Here is a 23120-nt window from a genome sequence, read left to right as displayed (position 1 = left end):
TCAGGCCTGCCCCAGCAGTCGCATCAGGGACAACGCGTCCTTCGGCGCCTGCAGCTTGTCGGTATTGTCGAAGTAGAGAAACACGTCGCGCGGCTTCGGCTTGGCGGGACGGCTATGGATGAAGTGACCGTCGGTCATCGGCTTGCCCTCCCGCCATGCGGTGATGCGGGCCGCCCACCGCTTGAGCGCGGGACGGCCGTAGGCGCTGCGATAGAGCTCGGTCGAGCCATGCAGCCGCACATAGACGAAGTCCGAGGTGATATCCATCAAGAGCGGCCAGTCGACGGTGTCGGCGCAGACCAGGGCGACATCGTGCTTGCGCAGGAGATCGATGAAGGCCGGATCGCGGAAGCTCTCGTGCCGAATCTCCATCGCATGCCGGATTTTCCGGCGGCTGTCCGTGCGCAGCCAGGCCGGCGCCTTCAGCCGATGGTCGTGCAAGCGCCCACACGCCGACGCCTGGTCGGTGTCGCGCGGCAGCAGCGAGAAGAAGGTCTCGAGCTTTTCGGCGTCGAACCGGAAGGTGGGCGGAAACTGCCACAGGATCGGGCCGAGCTTCCTTCCCAGCCGCAGCACGCCGGAGGCGAAGAAATTGCCGAGCGGCGCCTGAGAGTTCCGGAGCTTCAGCATATGCGTCAGATAACGCGGTCCCTTGACCGCGAATACGAAGTCGTCGGGTGTCGCATCGGCCCATTCGCCGAAGCTGGCGGGCCGCTGCATGCTGTAGAAGGTGCCGTTGATCTCGATGCTCCGAAACAGCGATGCCGCATGGGCGAGCTCCCGCTTCTGCGCCAGGCCCTTGGGATAGAAGACGCCGCGCCAGGGCTTGTAGGTCCATCCCGAGATTCCGATGCGGACGTCCGATGACATGGGCCGCAAACGCACCCGGACCGGCACTGGTTGCCCGCAAGCCGGGCGTCACACTGGAAGCCGCACCCATGCCATCCTATGGTTCGGCGCATTTTTTCGGAGAGGGACGATGTCCAGACTGACGCTGCTTCAGGCCAACAAGATCATCGAGGCCGCGCTGGCCAAGGCGCGCGAGATGAACATCAAGCCGCTGACCGTGGCCGTGCTCGACGAGGCAGGGCACGTGAAGGCGCTGCAGCGCGAGGACGGCGCCAGCATGTTCCGCAACGATGTCGCGATCGGCAAGGCCTGGGCCTCCGTCGGCATGGGCGCCGCCAGCCGTGTGCTGCTGCAACGCGCCAAGGACAACCCGCAATTTTTCGGCGCGCTGGCCGCGACCGCGCAGGGCAAGTTCCTGCCCCAGACCGGCGCGGTGCTGATCAAGGATCCCGAGGGCAATATTCTCGGCGCCGCCGGCGCCAGCGGCGGCACCGGCGACGAGGACGAGGCGGTCTGCATCGCCGGCATCCTCGCCGCCGGGCTCGTATCGGGCTGAGGCTCAGGCCGCCTTGCGCTGCTGGTGCCGGCCTTCGCGGATCTCCTCGATGATCTTGGGAACGAAGGCGCCGAGGTCGTCGGGCGAACGGCTGGTGACGATGCCCTTGTCGACCACGACGTCCTTGTCGACCCACTTGCCGCCGGCATTCTCGACGTCCTTGCGGATCGACTTGTAGGAGGTGAGCGTCAGGCCGCGCACCGCGTCGGCCTGGATGAGCAGCCAGGGCGCATGGCAGATGGCCGCTACCGGCTTACCCGAGTCGATGAACGTCTTCACGACCTTCATCGCCTCGGGATTGATGCGCAGCAGGTCGGGATTGATCTGACCACCCGGCAGAACCAGTGCCTGGTAGTCCTCGCACTTGGCGTCGGCGATCTTGAGATCGGCATCGGCCGTCTCGCCCCAGTCCGTCTTGTTCCAGCCGCGCACCGGCTTGCCGTCCGGCGTGGCGATATCGACCTTGGCGCCGGCCTTGCGCAGCTCGTCGCGCGGCACCGTGAGCTCGAGCTGTTCGAAGCCGTTCGCGGAAAGAATGAGCACGCGGGCGTTCTTGATATCGGTCATGACGATCGTCTCCTGAGCAATGGACCCAGCGAGCGAACGACCGCTGCGAACCCGCGGTTGCCGTCGGCGGAACAGGCGCATTGCCCGCTGCGTTCGTCCCTGAAGCCATTCCACGACAGGAGCGACACATGCCGCCAGCCGCCAGTGCGACGCTGCAGAAAGGGACGCTGCAGAAGGGTACGATCGGGTACATGCTCGCCCACGAACAATTCACCATGCCGCAACTGCAGGAGATCGGTATGGCCGCCGCCACGTCCGGATTCGGTCTGCTCGCGACCAGCGATCATTTCCAGCCGTGGCAGGCGAACGAAGGCCATTCGGGCGAGGCCTGGCTGACGCTGGCGGCGCTCGGCAGCCGCGTTCCCGGCGCGTGGATGGGCACCACCGTCACCTGCCCCACCCTGCGCTATCATCCCGCCGTGGTGGCGGAAGCCTTCGCTTCCCTGAGCCATCTCTATCCGGGGCGCATCTTTCTCGGCGTCGGCTCGGGCGAGGCCCTGAACGAACAGGCGGCGACCGGCGCCTGGCCGGCCTGGCAGGAGCGCTGGGATCGGCTGATCGAAGCCCTCACCATCATCCGCGCGCTGTGGAGCGGCAAGACCGTGAAGCACAAGGGCAAGCATTACGCCGTCGACGCCAGGCTCTACGATCCGCCGCCGCAGCCGATCCCGATCCTGACCGCCGCCAACGGTCCCAAGGCAATGCGGCTCGCCGGCCAGCATGGCGACGGGCTGGTCACCGATCCGCAGACCTGGAAGCAGCACAAGTCGGAATGGGACGCCGGCGCGCGTGCCGCCGGCAAGAATCCGGCCGACATGCCCGTGCTCGTCGAGCAGTTCGTCGCGGTCGGCGACAAGCGCGATGCCGCGCGCGCCGCCGAGCTCTGGCGCTTTCTGCCCAAGGCCTTCAAGGCCTATCACAACATCTGCGACCCGGCCGAGATCCAGCGCCGGGCCGAGGCCGAGCAGCCGATCGACAAGGTCACCGCCGACTGGCCCGTCGGCCCCGACCCCAAGGTCCATATCGAGGCCATCGAGAAGCTGTTTCAAAGTGGTGCCACGATCGTGAACATCCACAGCGGCGAGGCCGATCAAAAGCGCGCGATCGAGTTCTACGGCGCGAAGGTCCTGCCGCACTTCGCGCCGCGCGCCGCGGCCTAGGCACCGGCCGCGTTCCTCTGCACGAAAGTCCTCTGTTCGGAAGCGCCGTCGGCGATGTTGCGTCCATCGCCGTGCGGCCCTACTGCTCGACGGCCACAGTGGAAGGATCCATGTTCGAGCCCGCCGAGCGTCTGAAGAGCGTCAAGATTTCCGCCTCCGCCGCCATGACCCGCAAGGTGCGCGAAATGCGCGCCCAGGGGGTCAAGATCGTCGGCCTGTCGTCGGGCGAGCCCGACTTCGCCTCGCCGCGCCACGCCATCGAGGCGGCCTACAAGGCGGCGCTTGCGGGCGACACCAAGTATCCGCCGCAGGACGGCACGCGTGCGCTCAAGGAGGCGGTGCAGCGCAAGTTCAAACGCGAGAACGGGCTCGATTACGCGCTCGACGAGATCATGATCAGCAACGGCAGCAAGCAGATCATGTTCGGCGCCACCCTGGCGTCGGTAAATCCCGGCGACGAGGTGATCATCCCCGCCCCCGGCTGGATCAGCTACGCCGACCAGGTCAGGGTCGCGGGCGGCGTGCCGGTTTCCGTCTCTTGCCCCGAGAACAACCACTTCAAGCTGCGGCCAGCCGATCTCGACGCCGCCATCACGCCGCGCACCAAGTGGGTGGTGCTGAACTTCCCCAACAATCCGACCGGCGCCATCTGCTCGCGCGCCGAGATGAAGGCGCTGGCCGAGGTGCTGCTGAAGCACCCGCAGGTGCTCGTCATGGCCGACGAGATCTACGAGCACCTGACCTATGACGGGAAGGAGTTCTGCTCCATCGCCGAGGTCGAGCCGCGGCTGAAGGAGCGCACGCTGACCGTGAACGGTGCCTCCAAGGCCTATGCGATGACGGGCTGGCGCATCGGCTATGCCGGCGGCCCCAAGGCAATGATCGCCGCCATGATTAACATGCAGGGCCAGGCGACCGGCGGCGTCTCGACCGTCGGCCAGGCCGCCGTGGCGGCGGCGCTGGACGGCCCGCAGGACATCATCGCCAGCCACGTCGCCGATTACCAGAACCGGCGCGATCTCGTCGTGGGCTGGCTGCGCGAGGCCAAGGGCATCACCTGCCACCTGCCCGAAGGCGCCTTCTACGTCTTCCCCAATATCGCCGGCTGCATCGGCAAGACGACCAAGGGCGGACGCCGGATCGAGACGGATACGGACTTCGTCATGGCCCTGCTGGAGGAACGGCAGGTCGCGACCGTGCAGGGCGCCGCCTACGGCATGAGCCCCTACTTCCGCATCTCCTACGCCACCGACCTGGAAAGCCTGCGCGAGGGCTGCAAGCGCATCCGGGAATTCTGCGCCGACCTGACGTGATGCAGCCGTCTCACCGTCTCATGCCCTAAGGCGTGAGACGGTGAGACGGGCCGCAGGACCGCGAGCCATCGCCTCCATCGTCACGCCGAGCGAAGCCGCCGGGAGGCGGCGTAGTCGAGGGGCCTGGTTTTGGCTGCGCTCGTTCACTGACGACGTCGAAAAAAAGATCCCTCGGCTGCGCTCGGGATGACGGCACTCTTCGTCATAGGCGATCGCCCGAAGGAGCGAGGCACGCACGGTTCCGTCGTCTCAGCGTCTCATGCCCCAGGGCGTGAGACGGTGAGACGGCCCCATGGCTGGCCCCCGTGCCATCGTCTGGCAGGGACCAGATCATCATCAATGCAATTGCGTCCTTTGATCCATCAGACGGACAGCCACTGCCGATGACGCGATGAGACACCAGCCGCCGGATTGATCGCTCTATATCACGACCGACGGCAATCGTCGATTGTATCATGAACGTGTTTCTCCCGTCTCACTGTCTCATTCTCTAGGATGTGAGACGATGAGACGGGTGCAAAGGACGCAGCGCATCGGATATGGACGAGGCTCATCGGAGCGCGCCACTCCAGTGGCGCATCATGATCTTGAGCGCCACTTAAGCGCGGAGGCATCCGCGCGCAGTGGCGCGCTCCATTGAGTCGACCGTCTGGCAATCGCGGCGCTCGCCGTCACTCCTCCGGTTCGGTCGAGAAGGCGAGCGGATAGCCTTTCTGGCGGCCCATCTCGGTGCCTTCCGTCGCCTTGCTCTCGGCGATGTCGCGGGTGAAGGTGGCCACGACGCAGGCGCCCTTCTGGTGCGCCGTCATCATGATGCGATAGGCCTGGTCTTCGTTGGTCCGGAAGACCGCTTTCAGGACCTGCACTACGAATTCGCGCGGCGTGTAGTCGTCGTTCAGCAGGACGACCTTGTAGAGGCGGGGCTGCTCGATCTTGGGCTTGGCGATCGTCTCAGGCTTGAGGACGTCGATATCGCTCATAGGCTGCTCCTATGATGTCGCGGCCTCGATCCTAACCAGATCGTCCAGTTCGCGGTAGTCCGGCAGCGTCGTGTCGATCGCCTTGCCGTGCCGAATGACGACCCGGTCGGCCTGGAAACGTGCCAGCATTTCGCCGAAATCGCGCGCCCGTAACACCACGAGATGGGCCGGCCGGCCGCGTTCGACATGGCCGAATTGCGGAAGCTGCATGATGGCAGCCGGCACCGCCGTCACGGCGCGGATCCAGTCGTCGTAGGGATGGTCGAGATGGGCGATCTTCACCGCCTGGGCGAAGGTCTCGAGCATGTCGTGGTCGCCATAGGCGTAGAAGGGATCGCGCACATTGTCACCGCCAATCGCGACCCGCAGTCCGCAGGCCTTGAGTTCGTGCAGCACGGTCACGCCGCGCCAGCGTGGCGTCCTGCGCGGCGCATTGCTGCCGAACGGGCCCCGGCTCTGGAGATAGAGATTCACCGCCGGCAGGCTCACGATATCGATGCCCGCCTCCTTGCAGGCCCGCATCGTCTCCTCGATGAACTCATCGGTCTGCAGCGCCAGCGCGCAGCAATGGCCGGCCAGGATGCGGCCCTTGAAGCCGCGCTTCTCCGCCAGGCGGGCAATGCGGATGAGCGTGCGCGCCTCGGGGTCGCTGGCCTCGTCGACATGCAGGTCGAGATCGAGGCCGCGCTCCTCGGCCAGCGTGAAGATCCGCTCCATCGCCTGGTCGAATTCGGGCGGGACCAGCGAGGACATCGGCGTCACGAACTTGGTGCTGCTGCCGAGATTGCCGCCCAACTCGGCGACCCGATCGGCGAGCTGCGTCCCCTCCTCGCCCAGGAAGACATCGAGCGGCTGGATCGTGGAGGGCTGCAACTCGATGCGGCCAGCCCATTCCTCGCGCAGACGGCGGAAGACGGGAAAGGTGATCGACGGCTGCGGCGCCAGCGAGTCGAGATGGGTGCGGATCGCCACCACGCCCTTGGCATAGGCACAGCGCAGGCCGAACGACATGCGGCGATAAACGTCCTCGGCATGCCAGCGCGCCGCCCGATCCGGTCCGGTGACCGCGGCCGCGCCGAGAAGATCGCCGGTCCTGTTGGATGCGCGCGGCGCGATGTGCCCCTTGTCGAGATGCGCGTGGGCATCGAGCAGGCCCGGCAGCACCATCGATCCGTCGAGATCGGGCCCCAACTCCTCGGCCACCGTTCCGGCCGGGGTCACGTCGGCGATGCGGCCATCCTCGATCACGAGGTCGCACGAGACGATGTCGTCCAGCCCCTGACCCGGCAGCTTCGCGTCCGGCAACAGGCTTGCCGGCACATGGATGCGCCGCAGCGCATAGCGGGACGAGATGGGTGGTTCGAAGAATCCGGTGACCGGCATGACACGACCTTCTGCGGGAACGGCCCGGCGCCCAGTGCAAGAGCCAGGCCGTTTCCCTATCCAGAGGATCAGCCGGCGGGCATGGTCTCGGCAAGTGGCGGCAGCTTCACCACCTTGGCATACCAGGCTTCGAGCTTGGGATGTCCCGGCCGCCACGGCTCGTTGGCATACCGGTAGTCGAGATAGCCCAGGGCGCAGCCGAGCGTGATCTCCCCGATCGTGTCGAGAGCGCCAAGCGAGTCGGCTTCCTTCTCGAACGCTTCGAGCGCACGAGCGACCTTGCCTTGCTGCAAGGCAATGTAGCTCTTGCGACCATCGTCCTGCGGCAGCGTCAGCTCGCGACGGCGCGGCTGCGTGGCATCGAGGATGCCGTCACCCAGCGCCATCTGGGTGAGCGCCTTCCAGCGCGCCGCGCCCGCGGCCGGGAAGAGCTTCGGTGCTGACCCGACGCTGTCGAGATATTCGCAGATCACCGGGCTGTCATAGATACAGAGGCCGTCATCGGCGATCAGCGTCGGCACCTTGGACAGCGGATTGTATTGCAGCAGCGCGGGATCGGTGGTCGGGATCTTCAAGCGCTCGATCTTGTCGTCGATCCCGCGCTTGATGGCGCAGGCCGTGACCTTGCGGACATAGGGGCTGGCGGATGCATAGGCGAGCTTCATGGTCCATCTCCTGTAAGCGCCGGGGACTGTAGAGCGCGACACGCCAGACGCAGAACTATTTCGGGTCTGCGCAGTCCCTAGCTGCCCTCATGTCGCTCGCGCAGTCTCATGTGCCTCCGGAGATCGCGCCGCGGAATCGACCGCGATGCACCCCAAACCGATCAGCGTCGCACGCACGGCTTCGTCGAGCGGTGTGTGCGGTTCCTTGCCCAGGAACCGGACGAGACGTCGGTTGTCGAGGCGGACCGGCGTCTGCCACAGATAGCGCATCTCGCGCAGCTCGCGGAAAAGCGGAACCACCGGCGACGCGACCGACAGCAGCCACCACGGGAAGCGCTTGACGTTGAGATCGGGTCGGCCGACCGCGCGGCCGATGGCACCCACCATCGTTCGCCCGTCGCCGTCCCAATGTCCGCCCATATGGAACCGCGCGAAGGGTGCGAGATCACTCTCACGCTCGATCAAGGCCATCATCGTGGCCGCCACGTCGGGAAGATAGGCCCACTGATGGCCGACGCCCGGCGCGCCCGGGTTGGTCACGACCGTGACGGGCTTGCCGGGCTTCACCAGCCCCTGCGAGAACCAGTTGTTGGCGGCACGCGGCCCGAAGAAGTCGCCGCTGCGCACGATCAGGCTGCGCACGCCCTGCTCCGCCGCAGCGCGCAGACGCCGCTCCATTTCGACCCGGATCGCGCCCTTGCGCGAGGTCGGATTCTGCGGGGAGTCCTCGTCGATCAGCGGGAAGGCATCGGGACCGTAATTGTAGACCGTGCCCGGCAGCACGATGCGCGCGCCGCTGGCGCGCGCGGCGGCGAGTGTGTTGTCGAGCATCGGCAGGACCGTTTGCGGCCAGTTGCGGTAACCGGGCGGGTTGACGGCATGGACAATCAGCGAGGCGCCCTCGGCGGCGCCGACCACATCGCCCCGGCGCAGGGCATCGCCCTTCAATCCCTCCCAACCATCGGCGGCGCCAAGCCGAGCCGAATCACGGGTCAAGGCCCGCACCATCCAGCCCGCCGCCGTCAATTGCCGCGCCATCTCCCCGCCGATGCCACCCGTCGCGCCCAGCACCAGGGCCATCCGCCTTGCCATCAACGCCTCCAGTCGTCCTCGTCGGCGTTGATATGCTTCCAACTGCCCTCTGCGGAAATTGCCGAAAACTCTATTGGCGATATACAATTTCGTATGGACGACACGAACCCGAGCTGGGATCTCTATCGGACATTCCGGGCGGTGCTGCAGGAGGGGTCGCTTTCCGGCGCGGCGCGGACACTCGGCCTGACGCAGCCGACCGTCGGGCGCCATGTCGAGGCGCTGGAGCGCCGGTTGGGCGTTGCGCTCTTCACCCGCTCGCGCCATGGGCTCGCTCCCACCGATGCCGCCCTGGCCTTGCGTCCCCATCTCGACATGCTGGAAACGACGGCGGCATCGCTGCTGCGGACCGCCTCGTCGCGTGGGAGTGCCATGCGCGGCACCGTTCGGGTCACGGCAAGCGAGGTGATCGGCGTCGAGGTCCTACCGCCGATCTTCGCCACGCTGCGCCGGCAGCATCCAGAGATCTCGGTCGAGCTAGTACTGTCGAACGAGGTGACCGATCTGCTGCGGCGCGATGCCGACATCGCGGTTCGCATGATCAGGCCCCGCCAGGAGGCGCTGCTGGTGCAGCGTGTCGGCACCGTGAAGGTGGGCCTCCATGCGCATCGCCTCTATCTCGAGCGCCACGGCATGCCGGCGAGCCTCGACCAGCTTCAGGCTCACGCGCTGATCGGCTTCGACCGTGAAACGGCGACGATCCGGAGCATGCAACGCCGCCTCCCGGCCTTCCGCCGCAATCACTTTTCCTTCCGCGCCGACAGCGACCTCGCTCAGCTTGCCGCGATCCGCGCCGGCTTCGGCATCGGCGCCTGCCAGCTCGCCTTGGCCACCCGCGACGCCGCTCTCGTCCGCGTCCTGCCCCGAGCGTTCGAGATCGCCCTCGAGACGTCGGTCGCGATGCATGAGGATCTGCGCACGAACCGCGTCTGTCGGGCCGTCTTCGATGCGCTGGTCACCGGGATGACGGAACATGTCCGCCGCCAGGACCGCCGGCCGAGATAATCCGGCAATCGCCCTGTCGGCAAAATTCCTATCCGCGATAGAGCGACCGATCGGTCACGTAACCCGCCGCCAGGTCCGCCGCGAGGGCGGCCTCCGCCCGTTGCTGAGGATCGCCGTGCCCGCCGCCGCCGGGCGTGCCGAGGGAAACCGTATCGCCCTTGCGCAGCACATACTGCTTCTTCGGATCCGTCTTCTCGCCATTGATCAGGAGGATACCGGGCGCACCGTCCTTGCCGCCCTCGATGCCGAAGGCCGGGAAAACGGTCCGTTCGGCGAGGAAGGAAACGGCGATCGGCGTCTCGCTGCGGCTCTCGATCAGGATCTCCTGGCCGAGCCCGCCGCGGTGCCGGCCAGCGCCGCCCGAATCTGGACGCAGCTTCTTGTGATGGAAGCGCAACGGCGCGATGTGCTCGCTGATCTCGATCGAGGTCGACGACACGTTCGACGGCCATGACAGGCAGGTGATGCCGTCGCCACGCGTGTTGGCGCCCATGCCGCCATTATAGAAGAACATGTTGGCGTAGGGCTTGCCGCCCTCGCGGACACCCGACTGGTTCATGCCCCACATCGGCGAGCCGCAGGCCGCCATCACGCGCTCCGGCACGATCTGGCCCAGGCAGCCGAACACCAGCATCGGGATATAGTGGCCGATCAGCATGCGTGAGCCGCCCGAGGCCGGAAACACCGGGTTGACGATGCAGCCCGGCGGCGCTGTGAGCGTGATCGGCCGCCAGGCGCCCTCGTTGTTGGGCAGGTTGGGGCTGGTGCACACCTTCACCCCGTACATCGCCATGGCATTGGTGTAGCAGAGCGCACAATTGATCGCGCGATCGACCTGCGGATCGGTGCCGGCGAAATCCATCTCGATCTCATCGCCGCGAATGGTCAGCGCAAGCTTCATGGTGATGGGCTTGTCGTGCACGCCATCGGTCGTCAGCTCGCTGTGATAGGTCCCATCGGGCAGCGCGCGGATCGCGGCGCGCATCGCCGTCTCGCATCGTCCCTGGATCTCGCGCGCAAGATCGGTGAGATCGGGCAGGCCGTAGCTCTCCATCAAGATGCGCAGCCGATCTTCCATCAAGTCGAGTGCGACGATCTGGGCATAGAGATCGCCCATCGTCTGATCGGGCGTGCGCACGTTCTTGCGGATGATGGCGACCAGCGTCTCGTCGGTCCGGCCCGCGGCGATCATCTTCATCGGCGGGATCTGCAGCCCTTCCTCGAACACCTCGCGCGGCTCGGGGCTCCTGATCTTGCCGCCGATGTCGGGAGCATGCGCCGTGGTGGCGCTGAAGGCCACCAACCGGCCATCCTTGAAGATCGGCTTGGCCATCGTCACGTCGGGCAGATGGCCGGTCCCAAGCCAGATGTCGTTGGTGATCAGCACATCACCCGGCTCCAGCTTCTCCGGCGGGAAGAAGCGCAGGAAGTGCTTCACCGTCTCTGGCAATGTGCCGATGAAGCTCGGGATGCTTTCGGAGGCCTGCACCAGCGACTGGCCCGACGCATCGGTGATGACGCAGGAGAAGTCGTAGCTTTCGCGCACCAGCGTCGAGAAGGAGGTCCGCACCATGGCAGCGGCGGCCTCGTCGACCATGGAGATCAGCCGGCGCCACAGCAACTCGAGTTCGATCGGGTCGAAGGTGCGGCTCATTGCTTGATCTCCGCCAGGATGGAACCATCCGCCAGCAGGCGCGCGGTCGCGCCCGGACCGACGATGAAGGTGCTCTCGTTCTCTTCGAATACCGCAGGTCCTTCGATCTCGACGCCCGGCGTCAGGGCATAGCGATCCCAGACCCTGGTCTGCACTGTCCTGCCTTCGTCGGGAAAGAAGACCAGCCGGCTCCCCTTCTCGGCCGCAGCCGCCGCGTGACGCGTCAATTCGAGCTTGCCGCCCGTGCCCGGCATCGGGGCGGTGACGGACAGGCGCAAGGCTACGAACTGGATGGCCGCGCCCGGCGGCGTACGGGCGAACAGCGCCTTGTACGCCGCCTCGAAGGCGGCACGCACGGTCGCTTCGGTCAACGGCACCGGTATCGCAACCGTGATTTCGCTGCCTTGGCCGATATAGCGCATGTCTGCCAGCCGCGTCACGGCCCGACCGGAAACGTCGGCGCCAGTCTGGCGAAGCACGTCGAGCGACTCCTTCTCCAGCGCGGCGAACAGCCGTTCGGCGTCCGCCATGTCGGCGCCCGCCAGCGGCAGGGCGAAGCTCGCCACGCGATCGACGCGAGCGGGCGCCATCAGCATGCCGATGGTGCTGCCGGCGCCGGCGCCGGGCGGACAGACCACCCGCTTGACCCCGAGCTTGCGCGCCACGTGCCAAGCGTGGACCGGGCCGGCACCACCGGTCGCCAGCAGCGCGTATTCAGCCGGGATTCGCCCGCGCTCGGCAATCGCCACACGCGCCGCGCCTGCCATGTTCTCGTTCACCACGTCGTGCACCCCGAAAGCGGCGCGATCGCGCTCGACATCGAGCGCCGAGGCGAGCCGATCGAAGGCGGCCTCGGTCGCTCCCTGATCGATCTTCATCGCCCCGCCGAGAAAGAAGTCGGCGTTGAGGTAGCCGAGCGAAAGGTCGGCATCCGTCACCGTCGCCTCGGTGCCGCCGCGGCCGTAGCAGGCGGGACCCGGCTGCGCGCCGCTGCTCTCCGGACCGACATTCAGCGTGCCAAGGTCGCTCTTGTGGGCAATCGATCCGCCGCCGGCACCGATCTCGATCAGCTCGACGGTGGCGATCTGGATCGGCAGTCCCGAACCGCGCAAGAAGCGCTTCTCGCGCGCCGCCTCGAAGCCATAGGCCACGAGCGGTTCGCCGTCATCGACCAGGGCCAGCTTGGCCGTCGTGCCGCCCATGTCGAAAGCGAGCACGCGCTCCAGCCCGGCATTGCGCCCGAACCAGGCGCCGGCGAGTGCGCCCGCTGCCGGTCCACTCTCCAGCAATTGTACGGGGGCCCGCTTGGCCTCGCTCACATGCGTGAGACCGCCATTGGACAGCATCAGGAACAGGCCGCCGGTTATGCCTTCCCCACGCAAGGCCTGCTCCAGTCGCTCCAGATAGGCTTCGGCCAAGGGACGGACATAGGCGTTGCACACCGTCGTGCTGAGACGCTGATACTCGCGGATTTCCGGCGCGATATCGGACGACAGCGAGATCGACAGATTCTGGAAGCGCTCGGCCACCGCCGCAGCCAGCGCGCGTTCATGCTGTGGATTGGCGTAGGCATGCAGGAAGCAAATGGCGAGGCTTTCGACACCCTGCTCCACCAGCCAAGCCACTTCCGCCAATGCCGCCTCGATATCGAGCGCGATCTCCACCGAGCCATCCGGCGCCAGGCGTTCCTTAGCCTCGCGCCGCCATGGGCGCCCTACCAGAGGCTTGGGCATCTCGATGAAGAGGTCATAGAGCTCGTATTTGCGCTCGCGTCCGATCTCGAGCACGTCGGCGAACCCCGCCGTCGTGATCAGCCCGGTCTTCGCCCCTTTGCGTTCGATCAGGGCGTTGGTGAAGAGCGTGGTCGCATGGACTACGCGTCCGACTTGCTCGGCGCTTGCTCCCGCCTTCTCCAGAACCCGGCGCGTCCCTTCGAGGGCGCCGCGCGCCGGATCGTCGGGCGTGGTGCTTTCCTTCCAGATCACCGCGCGTCCATCACGCGGATCATGAACGACGAGATCGGTGAAAGTGCCTCCGATATCGATCCCGAGAGACAAAGGCGCACTCATTACGCTTCCTCTACAATCATTCGGCTTTGATATTGCCCTGCTTGACGACCTTCGCCCATCGTTCGCGATCCTTCACGATGGTGGCCTTGAACGAAGCCCCGTCCTGCGGAATTGGTTGAAGCCCCCGCTCGGCCATGACGGCCTGACTGGTAGGATCGTTGACCGCATCGAGGAACAACCGGGTCAACGCCCCGGCAATCTCCGGCGGCAGACCGGCAGGCCCTACCAGCCCGAACCAGTTGTTCACATCGAGCGACGGAATGTCCTTGGTCAGCAGCGGCAGGTCGGGAACCATGGGATTGGCGCGCGTCGAGGCAAGCGCGAGGGCGCGGACCTGACCACTCTTTATCTGACCGACGATTTCCGAGACGTTGCCGAAGAACATGTCGATCTGGCCGGCTGCGACATCTGCGACGGCAGGGGCTCCACCGCGATAGGGAACGTGGAGAAGCTTGAGCCCTCCCGCTTCGGCAGCGAAGAATTCCGCCGCGAGCTGGTTGGTCGAGCCGTTGCCCGTCGAACCATAGGAAACCTTGCCGGGATTCGCCTTGGCATAGGCGATCAACTCGGCAACCGTCTTGTACGGCGCATTGGGTCGGACGATCAGCGCCATCGGCACGCCGACAAGATTGCAGATCGGCAGGAGTTCCTTGTCGAGATCGAGCGGGATCACCGAACCGGGCACGACCGGCGCGACGGCAAGCGAGCCCATGATGCCGATGCCAACCGTATAGCCATCCGGAATCGCATTCGCGACGGCCTTCAGGGCAATGAATCCCAGCGCCCCGCTCTTGTTCTCGACGACGACGCTTTGCCCTGTCTTGCGTTGGATTGCCTCTCCGGCCAGTCGCGCCGCGATATCGGCGGTGCCGCCGGGAGCGAAGCCGACGAGGACGTGGATGGGTTGCTTCGGCGTCCAGTCGGCACGAGCGGCAGTGGCAGCGAGCACCAGCGGGCTCGCAAGCAGGGTTCGACGCAACATGCTAAACTCCCCCAATCCCGGCGCGCAGCGTCGAGCAAGCTCCGTGCCGGGTCAAGGCATCGCTCTTGAGATGAAGCCGACTTTGAGTAGTCTGCGCGCCGCATGGCCCTCAACAAACCCGCTGCCGACGTCTGGACCCTGCTCGCTGAATGGGGCGAGCAGACACCGGATGCACCGGCGCTTCTGCATGGCGAGCTTTCGATCACCTTCGGCGAGCTCGCGGAACGGTCGCTGCGCGTCGCGCAGGGCCTCGCCGACCTTGGTGTCGGCGCCGGCGATCGCGTGGCGCTGTGGCTGCCGAACGTCCCGGCCTATCTGCTGCTCTATTTCGCCTGCGCCCGGCTCGGCGCCATTGCCGTCGCGGTCAACACTCGATATCGCGCGGTAGAAGTCGCCGACATCGTCGGTCGCTCCGGCGCCAAGGTGCTGGCCTGCGCCCCGGGCTTTCGCCACATCGACTTCCTGTCGATCCTGGCCGAGGTAGAGCCGCAAGCGCTCGATTCGCTGACCGCGATCGTCATCGTCGGCGACGAGCCGGCAACGCCACCGCCGGCCATCCAGGCGGTACGGCGGGTTCCCTTCGACCGGCTGCTGACGCGCCCTCGTTGCAGCACCAACAATGCGACCGCCAGAGCGGCGTGCAACATCTTCACGACATCGGGCACGACCAGCCTGCCGAAGTTCGTCGCCCACCGCCAGGGTGCGATCGCGAGCCACGCCCAGCAGGTGGCAAAAGCGTTCGGCTTTGCGGCCAACGATACGCTGACGCTCAGCATTCTGCCCTTGTGCGGCGTATTCGGCTTCAACCAGACCCTGGCGACGCTTGCCGCCGGCAGGCCGTGCGTACTCGTCGAGTCGTACGAAATCGAGCAGATCGCGCGTCTGATCGAACACCATCGGCCGACCACCCTGTTCGGCAGCGACGACATGTTCGCCCGGCTGCTGGATCTGATTCCCGACAACCGTCCATTTCCCTCGGTCCGCTGGGCCGGCTATGCCGGCTTCAATACCTCCCTCGAATCGATCGCCGAGCGGGCGGAACAACGTGGCCTGATCCTGCGCGGCCTCTATGGCATGAGCGAGGTGCAGGCGCTCTATGCCATCCAGCCGGTCGATGCCCCAGTCGAGCGCCGCAAGAAGGGCGGCGGCATCCCGACCTCGCCGCTGGCGCACGTCCGCGTTCGCGACCCGGAAACCGGGACCCTGCTCGGGGTTGGCCAGCCCGGGATGCTCGAGTGCGCCGGACCGTCCCTCATGGTGAGCTATTGGGGAAATGAGGATGCGACCGCGACAGCAATGACGCCCGACGGCTATGTGCGGACCGGTGATCTGGCGGCGCTCGACGGGCATGGCGGCTTCACCTTCCTCAGCCGCATGGGCGACGTGCTTCGGCTCTCCGGCTTCCTGGTCAATCCACTCGAGATCGAAACGCACATCCAGAAGCTGGCCGGAATCGAAGGATGTCAGACCATCGCGGTCGCCCGGCCGGACGGGGTGCGTGCCGTGTCGTTCGTCACACTCGCGCCCGGCCAGGCATTCGACGAATCGGCCGTGATCGACCACTGTCGTCACGGCCTCGCCAACTACAAAGTGCCCCTGCGCGTCTTCACGATCGACGCGTTTCCCACCACGCCCTCCGCCAACGGATTCAAGATCCAGCGGACCAAGCTGCGCGAGAGGGCGGAGGAGCTTCTGCGCAGTTCCTGCTAGCTACCAGAGTTGCTTGCTGGCGATGGCCGCCCCCTGCGCCAGAGTCTCGAGCTTGGCCCAGGCGATGTCGCGATGGACGCGACCGCCGAGACCGCAATCGGTCGAGGCGATGACGCGGTCGCGGCCAACCAGCTTGGCGAAACGACCGATGCGCTCGGCCACCAGCTCGGGATGCTCCACGACGTTGGTGGCATGGCTCACCACGCCCGGCAGGATCAGCCTGTCGTCGGGCAGCTTCGTGTCCTTCCAGACAGACCACTCGTGCTCATGGCGCACGTTGCCCGCCTCGAAGGAATAGGCGCCGGCCTCGATCTTCAGCATCAGGCCGACGATGTCGCGCATGGGAATGTCGGTCGTATGCGGCCCATGCCAGCTCCCCCAGCAGAGATGGAAGCGGATACGGTCCTTGGGCAGGCCGCGCAGTGCATGGTTCAACGCCTCGATCTTGGGCGTGGTGAACTTGCGGTAGTCCTCGGCCGTCGGCTCCGGGTTGATCTGGTCGAAATTCTCGGCGATGGCCGGATCGTCGATCTGCAGGATCAGACCGGCATCGATGATTGCCTTATATTCCTCGCGCATGGCGTCGGCGCAGGCGAAGACGAACTCGTCGTCGCTCTTGTAGTAGTCATTGCCGATGCGCGAGCAGCTCGCCGGACCAATCGAGGTCATGAAGCCTTCGCTGACGCCATTGGCGGCCAGCGCCGCTTTGAAATGGGCGATGTCGGCGGCGATCGCCGCCTGGCCGGTATAGGTCAAAGGCCCGACACAGACCGGCCAGTCGGTCGCGCGGGGACCGGTCGTTATGCCGGACTCCGGATCCGAATAAGCAGTCGCGAAGCGCAGTCGATCGCGGCGGTCGCCGAAGGATGACAGCACGACATTTCCCGGACTCGAACGCCGCACCGGAAAGTCGTACAGGCCGAGACCTGCCACCTTGAGGCCGCCCAGCCGTTGGAAGGAGTAGCTCCACCAGGCGCGATAATTGACCTTGCTGCCCATCGACTTGCCGTATTCACCGTCGCCCGGCACATCGATACCGGCCGCCACCTGGCGCCTCACGACATCGGCAACGCCCTGCGTCAGCGCCTTCTGGAAGGTCTGCTCATCGGCCTTGCCGGACTCGCGAAGGCGGTTGGCCTCGATCAGCTCGTCCGGTCGCGGCAGGCTGCCGGCGTGGCTGGTCAGGATTCGATCGCTGCTCTTCCTCATGGTCACCGTCCCTTGAACTTGCCGGGTTTGCGCTTCTCGGCGAAGGCGCGTGCGGCTTCCTGGAAATCCTCGCTGAAATACAGCCGCTCGGGCGCGGTCTGATGCATGATCTCACGACTCAGTCGGTCCATGTACCAGCGCCGCAGGCGCACGGTGGATCGCACACTGAGCGGCGGATTCTTGATCACCTCGGCCGCGAGTTCTCGGGCGGCATCGAGATATTTTCCTTTAGGCGCCACGCGGTTGATCAGGTTGGCCTTGAGGGCTTCCTCGGCCGTGAAGAAGCGGCCGGTCAACGCCGCCTCCATGGTGAAGGCCCCTCCACCGCGGAAATGCATCAACCCCCAATACTTGCCGGCGCCCAGCCCGCGTGACGTCTCGGTGATCTGGAAGCGCGTCCCCTCCTCGGCAACGATCAGGTCGCATTCGAGTACGATGCCGACCGACAGTCCCAGTACATAGCCATGCGGCGCCGCGATCACTGGCTTCCAGTTCACCGCCTTGGTCAGGAGATCGGCCGAATGCGTGCCTCGTCCTTGCGGTCCGCCGAGCTTCAGGAATTCATCGCGGCTGCGAAGTTGGCGCTGGTGCACGTCGGCGCCGCTGGAAAAGGCGCGACCGTTGCCGTGCAGGATCGCGATCTCGGCTTCGTCATCGATATCGAAGCGATGCAGGGCCTCGCCCAGCATCCCGACCAGCTCGTCGCTGAACGCATTGAGCTTCTCGGGCCGGTTGAGGGTCAGGATGACGACCTGGCCCTCCCGCTCATACTCCACGAGCGCCATCGTTTCCTCCTTTACGGTCGCTTCATCGGCGACTTGCTGTCATGCTACCCGACAAAACCGGGAGGAAACCATGCCAACCATCCGCGTGGCGGTAGCGGCGTTCCTGTCAGTTGCGTTACTTGGCGTCCAGGCACAAGCGCAGAAGAAATACGATCCGGGCGCCTCCGATACGGAGATCAAGCTCGGACAGACGATGCCCTACAGCGGGCCACTTTCCGGATTCATCACGCTCGCCAAGGCCGAACTCGCCTACTTCGCCATGGTCAACGACCAAGGCGGCGTGAATGGCCGCAAGATCAATCTGATCTCGCTCGATGATGGATTTAGCCCGGCCAAAACCGTCGAGCAGACGCGCAAGCTCATCGAGGACGATCATGTCCTGGCGATTTCCGGGTCGCTCGGCACAGCGACGAACGCGGCGGTGCAGAAGTATCTGAACCAGAGAAAGGTGCCGCAACTCTTCCTCGCCAGCGGCGCCAGCCGATGGAACGATCCTCGCAACTTCCCGTATACGATGACGCTGACGCCGATCTATCAGGCCGAGGCCAGCATCTATGCGGCCTACATCTTGAAGCAGGTGGCCAATCCGAAAGTCGCGCTGCTCTATCAGAACGACGATTTCGGCAAGGACTTCCTGAAGGGCTTCACCGACCGGCTGGGCGACAAGGCGAAGACCGTCCTGACGCGAGCGGTGAGCTACGAGGTGACCGACGCCACGGTCGATTCACAGATGATCGATCTTGCCTCGACCAAGGCGAACGTCTTCCTCAACATCACGACGCCGAAGTTCGCGGTTCAGGCGATCCGCAAAGCCGCCGACCTGAACTGGAAGCCGCTGCAGGTCGTCGACAATCCCGCCGCCTCGATTGCCATCGTCATGCGGCCGGCCGGCATCGAGGCTTCGATGGGCGTGATATCGGCCGCCTTCGTCAAGGACCCGACCGATCCGCAATACCAGAACGACCCCGAGTTCCTGGCCTGGGTGGCTTGGATGAAGAAATACTTTCCCGCCGGAAGTCTCGAGGATCCGCAGAACGTCGTGGGCTATGTCCAGGCCCAGACGATGGTCCAGGTCCTGAAGCAATGCGGCGACACCATCACGCGCGAGAACGTGATGCGCCAAGCAGCGAATCTAAAGAACTTCCATCCGGCCATGCTGCTCAACGGGATCAACATGAACACCAGTCCCACGGACTATCAGCCGATGGAGGAGCTGGCGCTGCAACGATTCAACGGCAAGAGATTCGAACTGTTCGGCGGGCTGTTGAGCGCCCGTGTCGACTGATGGTTTCGCAACAGGAGAAAAGCGGAATGGCGAAGCGTAAGAGCATCAACTATCCGGGCTTCAAGCATGAGAACCCGATTCCCAATGCGAGCCTGATCGGCAACACCCTCATGTCGAGCATCATCACCGGTCGCGATCCCGATACCGGCAAGGCGCCGCCGGAACTCGATGCCCAGGTCACCAATGTCTTCAGGCAGATCAAGCTCTGCGTCGAAGCCGCCGGCGGCACGCCGGACGACATCCTCAAGATCAATTTCTGGATGAAGGACCCGGCAACCGGTCGCAAGGCGCTGAATGGTGAATGGTCGAAGATGTTTCCCGATCCCGAGTCGCGACCGGCGCGTCATACGCTGGCGCTGGGCGCGAACAACCCCAACCATCTGACCTGCGACTTCGTCGCGGTGATCGGCGGGTAATATCCCTTACCGGCCGGGCAAGTGCAGGTCGGCGACCGCGGAGCCAAAGAACATCTGGGGGCGCGATTCCCGTCGCACTCCCAGCCGGCGCTCCAGGGTCTCGACACATGACTTGGTTCCGAGCGCAACATCGCGCCAGGTTCGCGCACCGTCCAGCTGCTGCAGGAAGCACTGGTCGTAGTAGGTATAGTCGTCGTCGGCACCGCAGCCGAAGCTGGTCCGATCGGTGGCCGCTGCAGTCAGGATGATGCGGTTAGGCCGGCGGGTCTCGCTGTTGATGAAAGTCCCGCTATGGCAGGCCGAAACCACGACGACCGTGGGCGCCGCGCCGCACCCTTCCGTCAAGGCGCTGTTCAAGGCATCGGGCCCGAAGATGCGCCGGTCGGCCCGCAGGTAGAAGCCGCGCTCCTCGCCATGGCTCGTCACATAGACGAAGCACGCCTCGCCTCCGACGCTGCGCAGCCCCCTCAGAACGTTAGCGGATGTCGCCAGCGTCGTGCCGCTGGATGTGCCGGAGTATAGGCGAATGTCGCGCACGCCCATCGAGCCGAGGCGATCGCGCAGCGTATCAACGCCGTTATCGAAAGCCGGGCTGTTATTGTCGCCGGCCACCAGCATCGCGTGCCACCCGGCGGGGGGCACGGACGTCACCGGTTGGCTCGACGCCGGCCCGCTCGCTACCTGAGTCGACGGCAGTGTTTCTTCAGACGAGGGAACGCAGGCGGCAGTCAGCAGGGCGACAACGACGACCGCGATGCGCTGGAACATACACGAAAACTCCTGGCGTCAATTCGTCTGCGACTTGGCTCCGACCGACCGCAGCGCCATCTCGGCGTAGAGAGCTGCCATCTGGTCCTCGCTCAGCCGGCCGCCAGGACCGTACCACATCGAGACGTGCGTACACTGGTCCAGGAGCGCCATTGCCATCACTTTCAAATCCTCTTGACCATCGATGGTCGGAGGCGAAAACAGACCGCGCTCCAGCCCGCGCGAGAGAATACCGACCAGCACGTCGCGGATCGCCCGCCGGCTGCGACGAATCTCAGCCACCCGCTTGTCGTCGAGCCAGCCGATTTCCCGATTCGCGACCAGGGCCTCGACTCTCAGCCGGCAATGCCGTCTCACATAGGCGCGTACGAAAGCGGCCAACTGCGCCCGCGGATCGTCCCCGGCCTCCGTGACGGCATTCAGGCAGAGCCGCTCAAGCTCGGCCTGGGTCGAGGCGATGATGTCGTGCAGCAGTTCGTCCTTCGACCGGAAGTGATTGTACAGAGCCCCTTGGGTCAATCCGCAGGCCTTCATGATGTCGCGCACGGTCACGACCGGGTAACCACGCTCGGCGAACTGTTGGAAGGCGGCGGAGCGAATCGCCTCGACAGGCGGCCGCCCTTCTCGCTCGATCGCCGTGGTTGCGGCAACCAGAGGCCGAACGGTCTTTCGCTTGGTCATGGGCGGGTTCCTGCCATAGCGCGGACGACCTGCCAAGCGAGGTCGGCTGCAGGCCGCACAAGCTTGCCCGATTCGGCCGCGCGAACATTCGACGCGGTGCCGTCGAGAGAGCGGGCGTAAACTCCCTGCCGAATGCATGACACGCGAAACAAGTTGTAGGCCATGTAGAAATCCCATAGCGGCGCATCGGGCTCGCTGCGGCCGACGAGGTCGCAATAGTAGGCAGCCATCTGCTGCTCGGTTGGCAGGCCGAGGGCCTCGAGGTCATGCCCGTGCAGCCCGCCCCAATCCTTCGGCGTACGCCACAGCATGCAGAGATAGGAAAGTTCGGCCAGCGGGTCGCCCAGCGTGGAGATCTCCCAATCGATGATGCCGAGCACCCGCGGCTCCGACGCATGGAAGATCATGTTGTCGAGCCGATAGTCCCCGTGGACGAGAACGGTCCGGTCATCGGTCGGCAAGTGCGCCGGCAGCCATTCGAGCAGCCGTTCCATCGATTCGATCTGCTCGGTTTCGGAGGCCTTGTACTGCTTGCCCCAACGCGAGATCTGGCGGGCGACGTAGCTTCCGGGCCGCCCGAAGTCGCCGAGTCCCAGGGCGACGTAGTCCACCGCATGCAGTCGCGCCAAGGTTTCGAATTTCGCCTTGTAGATATCGAGCCGTGCCTCCTTCGGAACCTCGGGCAACAGCGGATCCCACAACACGCGGCCGTCGCAATATTCCATGATGTAAAAGGCCGTCCCGATCACGCTCTCGTCCTCGCACAACGCATAGGCGCGCGGTGTCGGAACATTGGTCTTGTTCAGCGCCGAGATGACACGGAACTCGCGATCGACGGCGTGAGCCGACGGAAGCAGCTTGCCCGGGGGCTTGCGGCGCAACACATACTGCCTGCCCTGCCCGTCCGTCAGGCGGTAGGTCGGGTTGGATTGGCCACCTTTGAACTGTTCGACCTCCAAGGGCGACACGAACCCTGTCACATTGGCTGCCATGAAGCGCTCGAGCGCCTGTGGATCGAAGCGGTGCTTCTCCTGCACCGCCATTGTGCCCACGTAGTCCTCGCCTTTTCTCGCCACCAAGAGCTCCTGAACGAGCGTTTACCTCGTCGGAGTTTGCTCGTCCGCCCGCAGCCGTGCAACACGAAGAGCCCCCGCCATCCGCTAAACAGAACCTTGACGGCGAGCACGTTCACTCCTCCTCGACAGACCGACCAGCTCGCCTTCGCACATGCAAAATTCCGCATCGATGGCTGTCAAATTCTGATGTCCGAACCAGAAGCCCACATCATCCTCAGAGCGGGTATAGCGTGCGAGTGGAGACGCAACTTGGCGCTTTGGCTTAGTGGCCGAAGTATGGTTATCTGCGAGTGGGGTTTGCCCGACGTTCCGGGCCCAAAATCTTGGCGATAAGAGTAGAGTGGGGAGGCATCGTTGAGCCGATTCCTGAGCAAGGACTTCCTGTCCGGGGTGATGTTTGTCGCCTTCGGGCTGGCGACGTTGTGGTTCGGGCGCAATCTGCAGCCGGGGACCACGGTACGGATGGGACCGGGCTACGTGCCGCACATGCTGGCCTACATCATGCTGGTCCTGGGCCTGATCATCAGCGCGGTCGCCCTCTATACCGGCGGCGAGATCGTCGAACGGCCGAAGTGGAAGCCGATCACCATGGTGACGATCGGCATCGTCGCCTTCGCCCTGCTGTTCGAGAGCACGGGCATGCTGCCCGCCCTCGTCGCCCTGATCTTCATCGCCTCGCTCGGCGGAGACGAGTTCAAGCTGACCGAGGTCATCGCCAACATGGTCGTGCTGACCATCCTGTGCATCATCGTCTTCAAGCTCGGTCTCGGGATGAACATCTCGGTCATCGAAGGAATCTGGTGAGATGGACATCCTCGGTAATCTCGTCCTCGGCATGCAGGTCGCGCTGTCGTTCCAGAACCTGCTCTACGCCCTCGTCGGATGCATGGTCGGCACCCTGATCGGCGTGCTGCC

General features: G+C 65.2%; 22 protein-coding genes. 8 read left to right on the top strand and 14 right to left on the bottom strand.

Annotated features, from left to right (window positions below):
- Complete coding sequence (locus B5D62_RS28945; protein WP_419188826.1) at window positions 1-879, bottom strand: DUF72 domain-containing protein; 879 nt, start codon at window positions 877-879, stop codon at window positions 1-3.
- Between the two features lie 100 nt (window positions 880-979).
- On the opposite strand from B5D62_RS28945, the gene B5D62_RS28940 reads away from it, so the two are divergent.
- Window positions 980-1405 (top strand): GlcG/HbpS family heme-binding protein, encoded by a 426-nt coding sequence (locus B5D62_RS28940; protein WP_085937568.1) that lies wholly within the window; start codon window positions 980-982, stop codon window positions 1403-1405.
- A gap of 3 nt (window positions 1406-1408) precedes the next feature.
- Here the strand turns inward: B5D62_RS28940 and B5D62_RS28935 are convergent, their stop codons facing one another.
- Window positions 1409-1972 carry a type 1 glutamine amidotransferase domain-containing protein gene (locus B5D62_RS28935; RefSeq protein ID WP_085937659.1) on the bottom strand — a complete coding sequence of 188 codons (564 nt, stop codon included), beginning with the start codon at window positions 1970-1972 and terminating at the stop codon, window positions 1409-1411.
- 128 nt (window positions 1973-2100) lie between these two features.
- Between B5D62_RS28935 and B5D62_RS28930 the strand changes: the two genes are divergently transcribed.
- Both B5D62_RS28930 and B5D62_RS28925 read left to right on the top strand, forming a co-directional pair.
- The gene (locus B5D62_RS28930) at window positions 2101-3132 is read left to right on the top strand and encodes a TIGR03557 family F420-dependent LLM class oxidoreductase (RefSeq protein ID WP_139374144.1); all 1032 of its coding nucleotides are present in this window, start codon (window positions 2101-2103) and stop codon (window positions 3130-3132) included.
- A gap of 110 nt (window positions 3133-3242) precedes the next feature.
- Window positions 3243-4445: a pyridoxal phosphate-dependent aminotransferase gene (locus B5D62_RS28925; protein WP_085937567.1), complete on the top strand. Its 1203-nt coding sequence runs from the start codon at window positions 3243-3245 to the stop codon at window positions 4443-4445.
- Between the two features lie 671 nt (window positions 4446-5116).
- Here B5D62_RS28925 and clpS read toward each other — a convergent pair.
- From clpS to B5D62_RS28905, 4 genes are all read right to left on the bottom strand, one after another.
- Window positions 5117-5425: an ATP-dependent Clp protease adapter ClpS gene (gene clpS / locus B5D62_RS28920; RefSeq protein ID WP_085937566.1), complete on the bottom strand. Its 309-nt coding sequence runs from the start codon at window positions 5423-5425 to the stop codon at window positions 5117-5119.
- A gap of 9 nt (window positions 5426-5434) precedes the next feature.
- On the bottom strand, window positions 5435-6808 hold the full coding sequence (locus tag B5D62_RS28915; RefSeq protein ID WP_085937565.1) for a cytosine deaminase: 1374 nt from the start codon (window positions 6806-6808) through the stop codon (window positions 5435-5437).
- Window positions 6809-6876: 68 nt separating this feature from the next.
- Window positions 6877-7473: a glutathione S-transferase family protein gene (locus B5D62_RS28910; protein ID WP_085937564.1), complete on the bottom strand. Its 597-nt coding sequence runs from the start codon at window positions 7471-7473 to the stop codon at window positions 6877-6879.
- Between the two features lie 87 nt (window positions 7474-7560).
- Window positions 7561-8565, bottom strand: coding sequence for an SDR family oxidoreductase (locus B5D62_RS28905; protein WP_085937563.1), 1005 nt, complete (start codon window positions 8563-8565; stop codon window positions 7561-7563).
- A 93-nt stretch (window positions 8566-8658) separates the two neighbouring features.
- On the opposite strand from B5D62_RS28905, the gene B5D62_RS28900 reads away from it, so the two are divergent.
- Entirely contained in the window at window positions 8659-9570 is a 912-nt protein-coding gene (locus B5D62_RS28900; protein ID WP_085937562.1) for a LysR family transcriptional regulator, read from the top strand.
- Window positions 9571-9598: 28 nt separating this feature from the next.
- Here the strand turns inward: B5D62_RS28900 and B5D62_RS28895 are convergent, their stop codons facing one another.
- Genes B5D62_RS28895 through B5D62_RS28885 form a run of 3 tightly spaced genes read right to left on the bottom strand, consistent with a single transcriptional unit; the run spans window position 9599 to window position 14275 of the window.
- Window positions 9599-11224, bottom strand: coding sequence for a hydantoinase B/oxoprolinase family protein (locus B5D62_RS28895; RefSeq protein ID WP_085937561.1), 1626 nt, complete (start codon window positions 11222-11224; stop codon window positions 9599-9601).
- Window positions 11221-13293, bottom strand: a complete 2073-nt coding sequence (locus tag B5D62_RS28890; RefSeq protein WP_085937560.1) for a hydantoinase/oxoprolinase family protein — start codon at window positions 13291-13293, stop codon at window positions 11221-11223. Before B5D62_RS28890 ends, B5D62_RS28895 begins: the two co-directional genes overlap by 4 nt.
- Before the next feature lie 16 nt (window positions 13294-13309).
- Window positions 13310-14275 carry a Bug family tripartite tricarboxylate transporter substrate binding protein gene (locus B5D62_RS28885; RefSeq protein ID WP_085937559.1) on the bottom strand — a complete coding sequence of 322 codons (966 nt, stop codon included), beginning with the start codon at window positions 14273-14275 and terminating at the stop codon, window positions 13310-13312.
- Between the two features lie 102 nt (window positions 14276-14377).
- On the opposite strand from B5D62_RS28885, the gene B5D62_RS28880 reads away from it, so the two are divergent.
- Window positions 14378-15985, top strand: a complete 1608-nt coding sequence (locus tag B5D62_RS28880) for an AMP-binding protein (RefSeq protein ID WP_085937558.1) — start codon at window positions 14378-14380, stop codon at window positions 15983-15985.
- Here the strand turns inward: B5D62_RS28880 and B5D62_RS28875 are convergent, their stop codons facing one another.
- Together B5D62_RS28875 and B5D62_RS28870 are read right to left on the bottom strand one after the other, a co-directional pair.
- Window positions 15986-17194 carry a cobalamin-independent methionine synthase II family protein gene (locus B5D62_RS28875; RefSeq protein WP_085937557.1) on the bottom strand — a complete coding sequence of 403 codons (1209 nt, stop codon included), beginning with the start codon at window positions 17192-17194 and terminating at the stop codon, window positions 15986-15988.
- 2 nt (window positions 17195-17196) lie between these two features.
- On the bottom strand, window positions 17197-17979 hold the full coding sequence (locus tag B5D62_RS28870; protein ID WP_085937556.1) for an enoyl-CoA hydratase/isomerase family protein: 783 nt from the start codon (window positions 17977-17979) through the stop codon (window positions 17197-17199).
- A gap of 70 nt (window positions 17980-18049) precedes the next feature.
- Between B5D62_RS28870 and B5D62_RS28865 the strand changes: the two genes are divergently transcribed.
- Both B5D62_RS28865 and B5D62_RS28860 read left to right on the top strand, forming a co-directional pair.
- On the top strand, window positions 18050-19264 hold the full coding sequence (locus B5D62_RS28865) for an ABC transporter substrate-binding protein (protein WP_085937555.1): 1215 nt from the start codon (window positions 18050-18052) through the stop codon (window positions 19262-19264).
- A 26-nt stretch (window positions 19265-19290) separates the two neighbouring features.
- Window positions 19291-19680 carry a RidA family protein gene (locus tag B5D62_RS28860; RefSeq protein ID WP_085937554.1) on the top strand — a complete coding sequence of 130 codons (390 nt, stop codon included), beginning with the start codon at window positions 19291-19293 and terminating at the stop codon, window positions 19678-19680.
- Window positions 19681-19686: 6 nt separating this feature from the next.
- On the opposite strand, the gene B5D62_RS28855 is transcribed toward B5D62_RS28860, so the two are convergent.
- From B5D62_RS28855 to B5D62_RS28845, 3 genes are read right to left on the bottom strand one after another with little or no spacing between them, the layout of a single operon-like run.
- Window positions 19687-20448 carry a C13 family peptidase gene (locus B5D62_RS28855; protein WP_085937553.1) on the bottom strand — a complete coding sequence of 254 codons (762 nt, stop codon included), beginning with the start codon at window positions 20446-20448 and terminating at the stop codon, window positions 19687-19689.
- 18 nt (window positions 20449-20466) lie between these two features.
- A complete protein-coding gene (locus tag B5D62_RS28850; RefSeq protein WP_085937552.1) occupies window positions 20467-21129 on the bottom strand; it encodes a TetR/AcrR family transcriptional regulator in 663 nt (220 codons plus the stop codon).
- Window positions 21126-22172, bottom strand: coding sequence for a phosphotransferase (locus B5D62_RS28845; protein ID WP_085937551.1), 1047 nt, complete (start codon window positions 22170-22172; stop codon window positions 21126-21128). Before B5D62_RS28845 ends, B5D62_RS28850 begins: the two co-directional genes overlap by 4 nt.
- Before the next feature lie 387 nt (window positions 22173-22559).
- Here B5D62_RS28845 and B5D62_RS28840 point away from each other — a divergent pair, with 387 nt between their 5' ends.
- On the top strand, window positions 22560-23009 hold the full coding sequence (locus B5D62_RS28840; RefSeq protein ID WP_085937550.1) for a tripartite tricarboxylate transporter TctB family protein: 450 nt from the start codon (window positions 22560-22562) through the stop codon (window positions 23007-23009).
- The last annotated feature ends 111 nt before the right edge of the window (window positions 23010-23120 follow it).

It is taken from the genome of Enhydrobacter aerosaccus, from assembly GCF_900167455.1.
GTDB classification, from domain to species: Bacteria; Pseudomonadota; Alphaproteobacteria; order Reyranellales; family Reyranellaceae; genus Reyranella; species Reyranella aerosaccus.
Note: the sequence above shows the minus strand (reverse complement) of the source record. Positions and strands in the feature narration are given on the sequence as shown.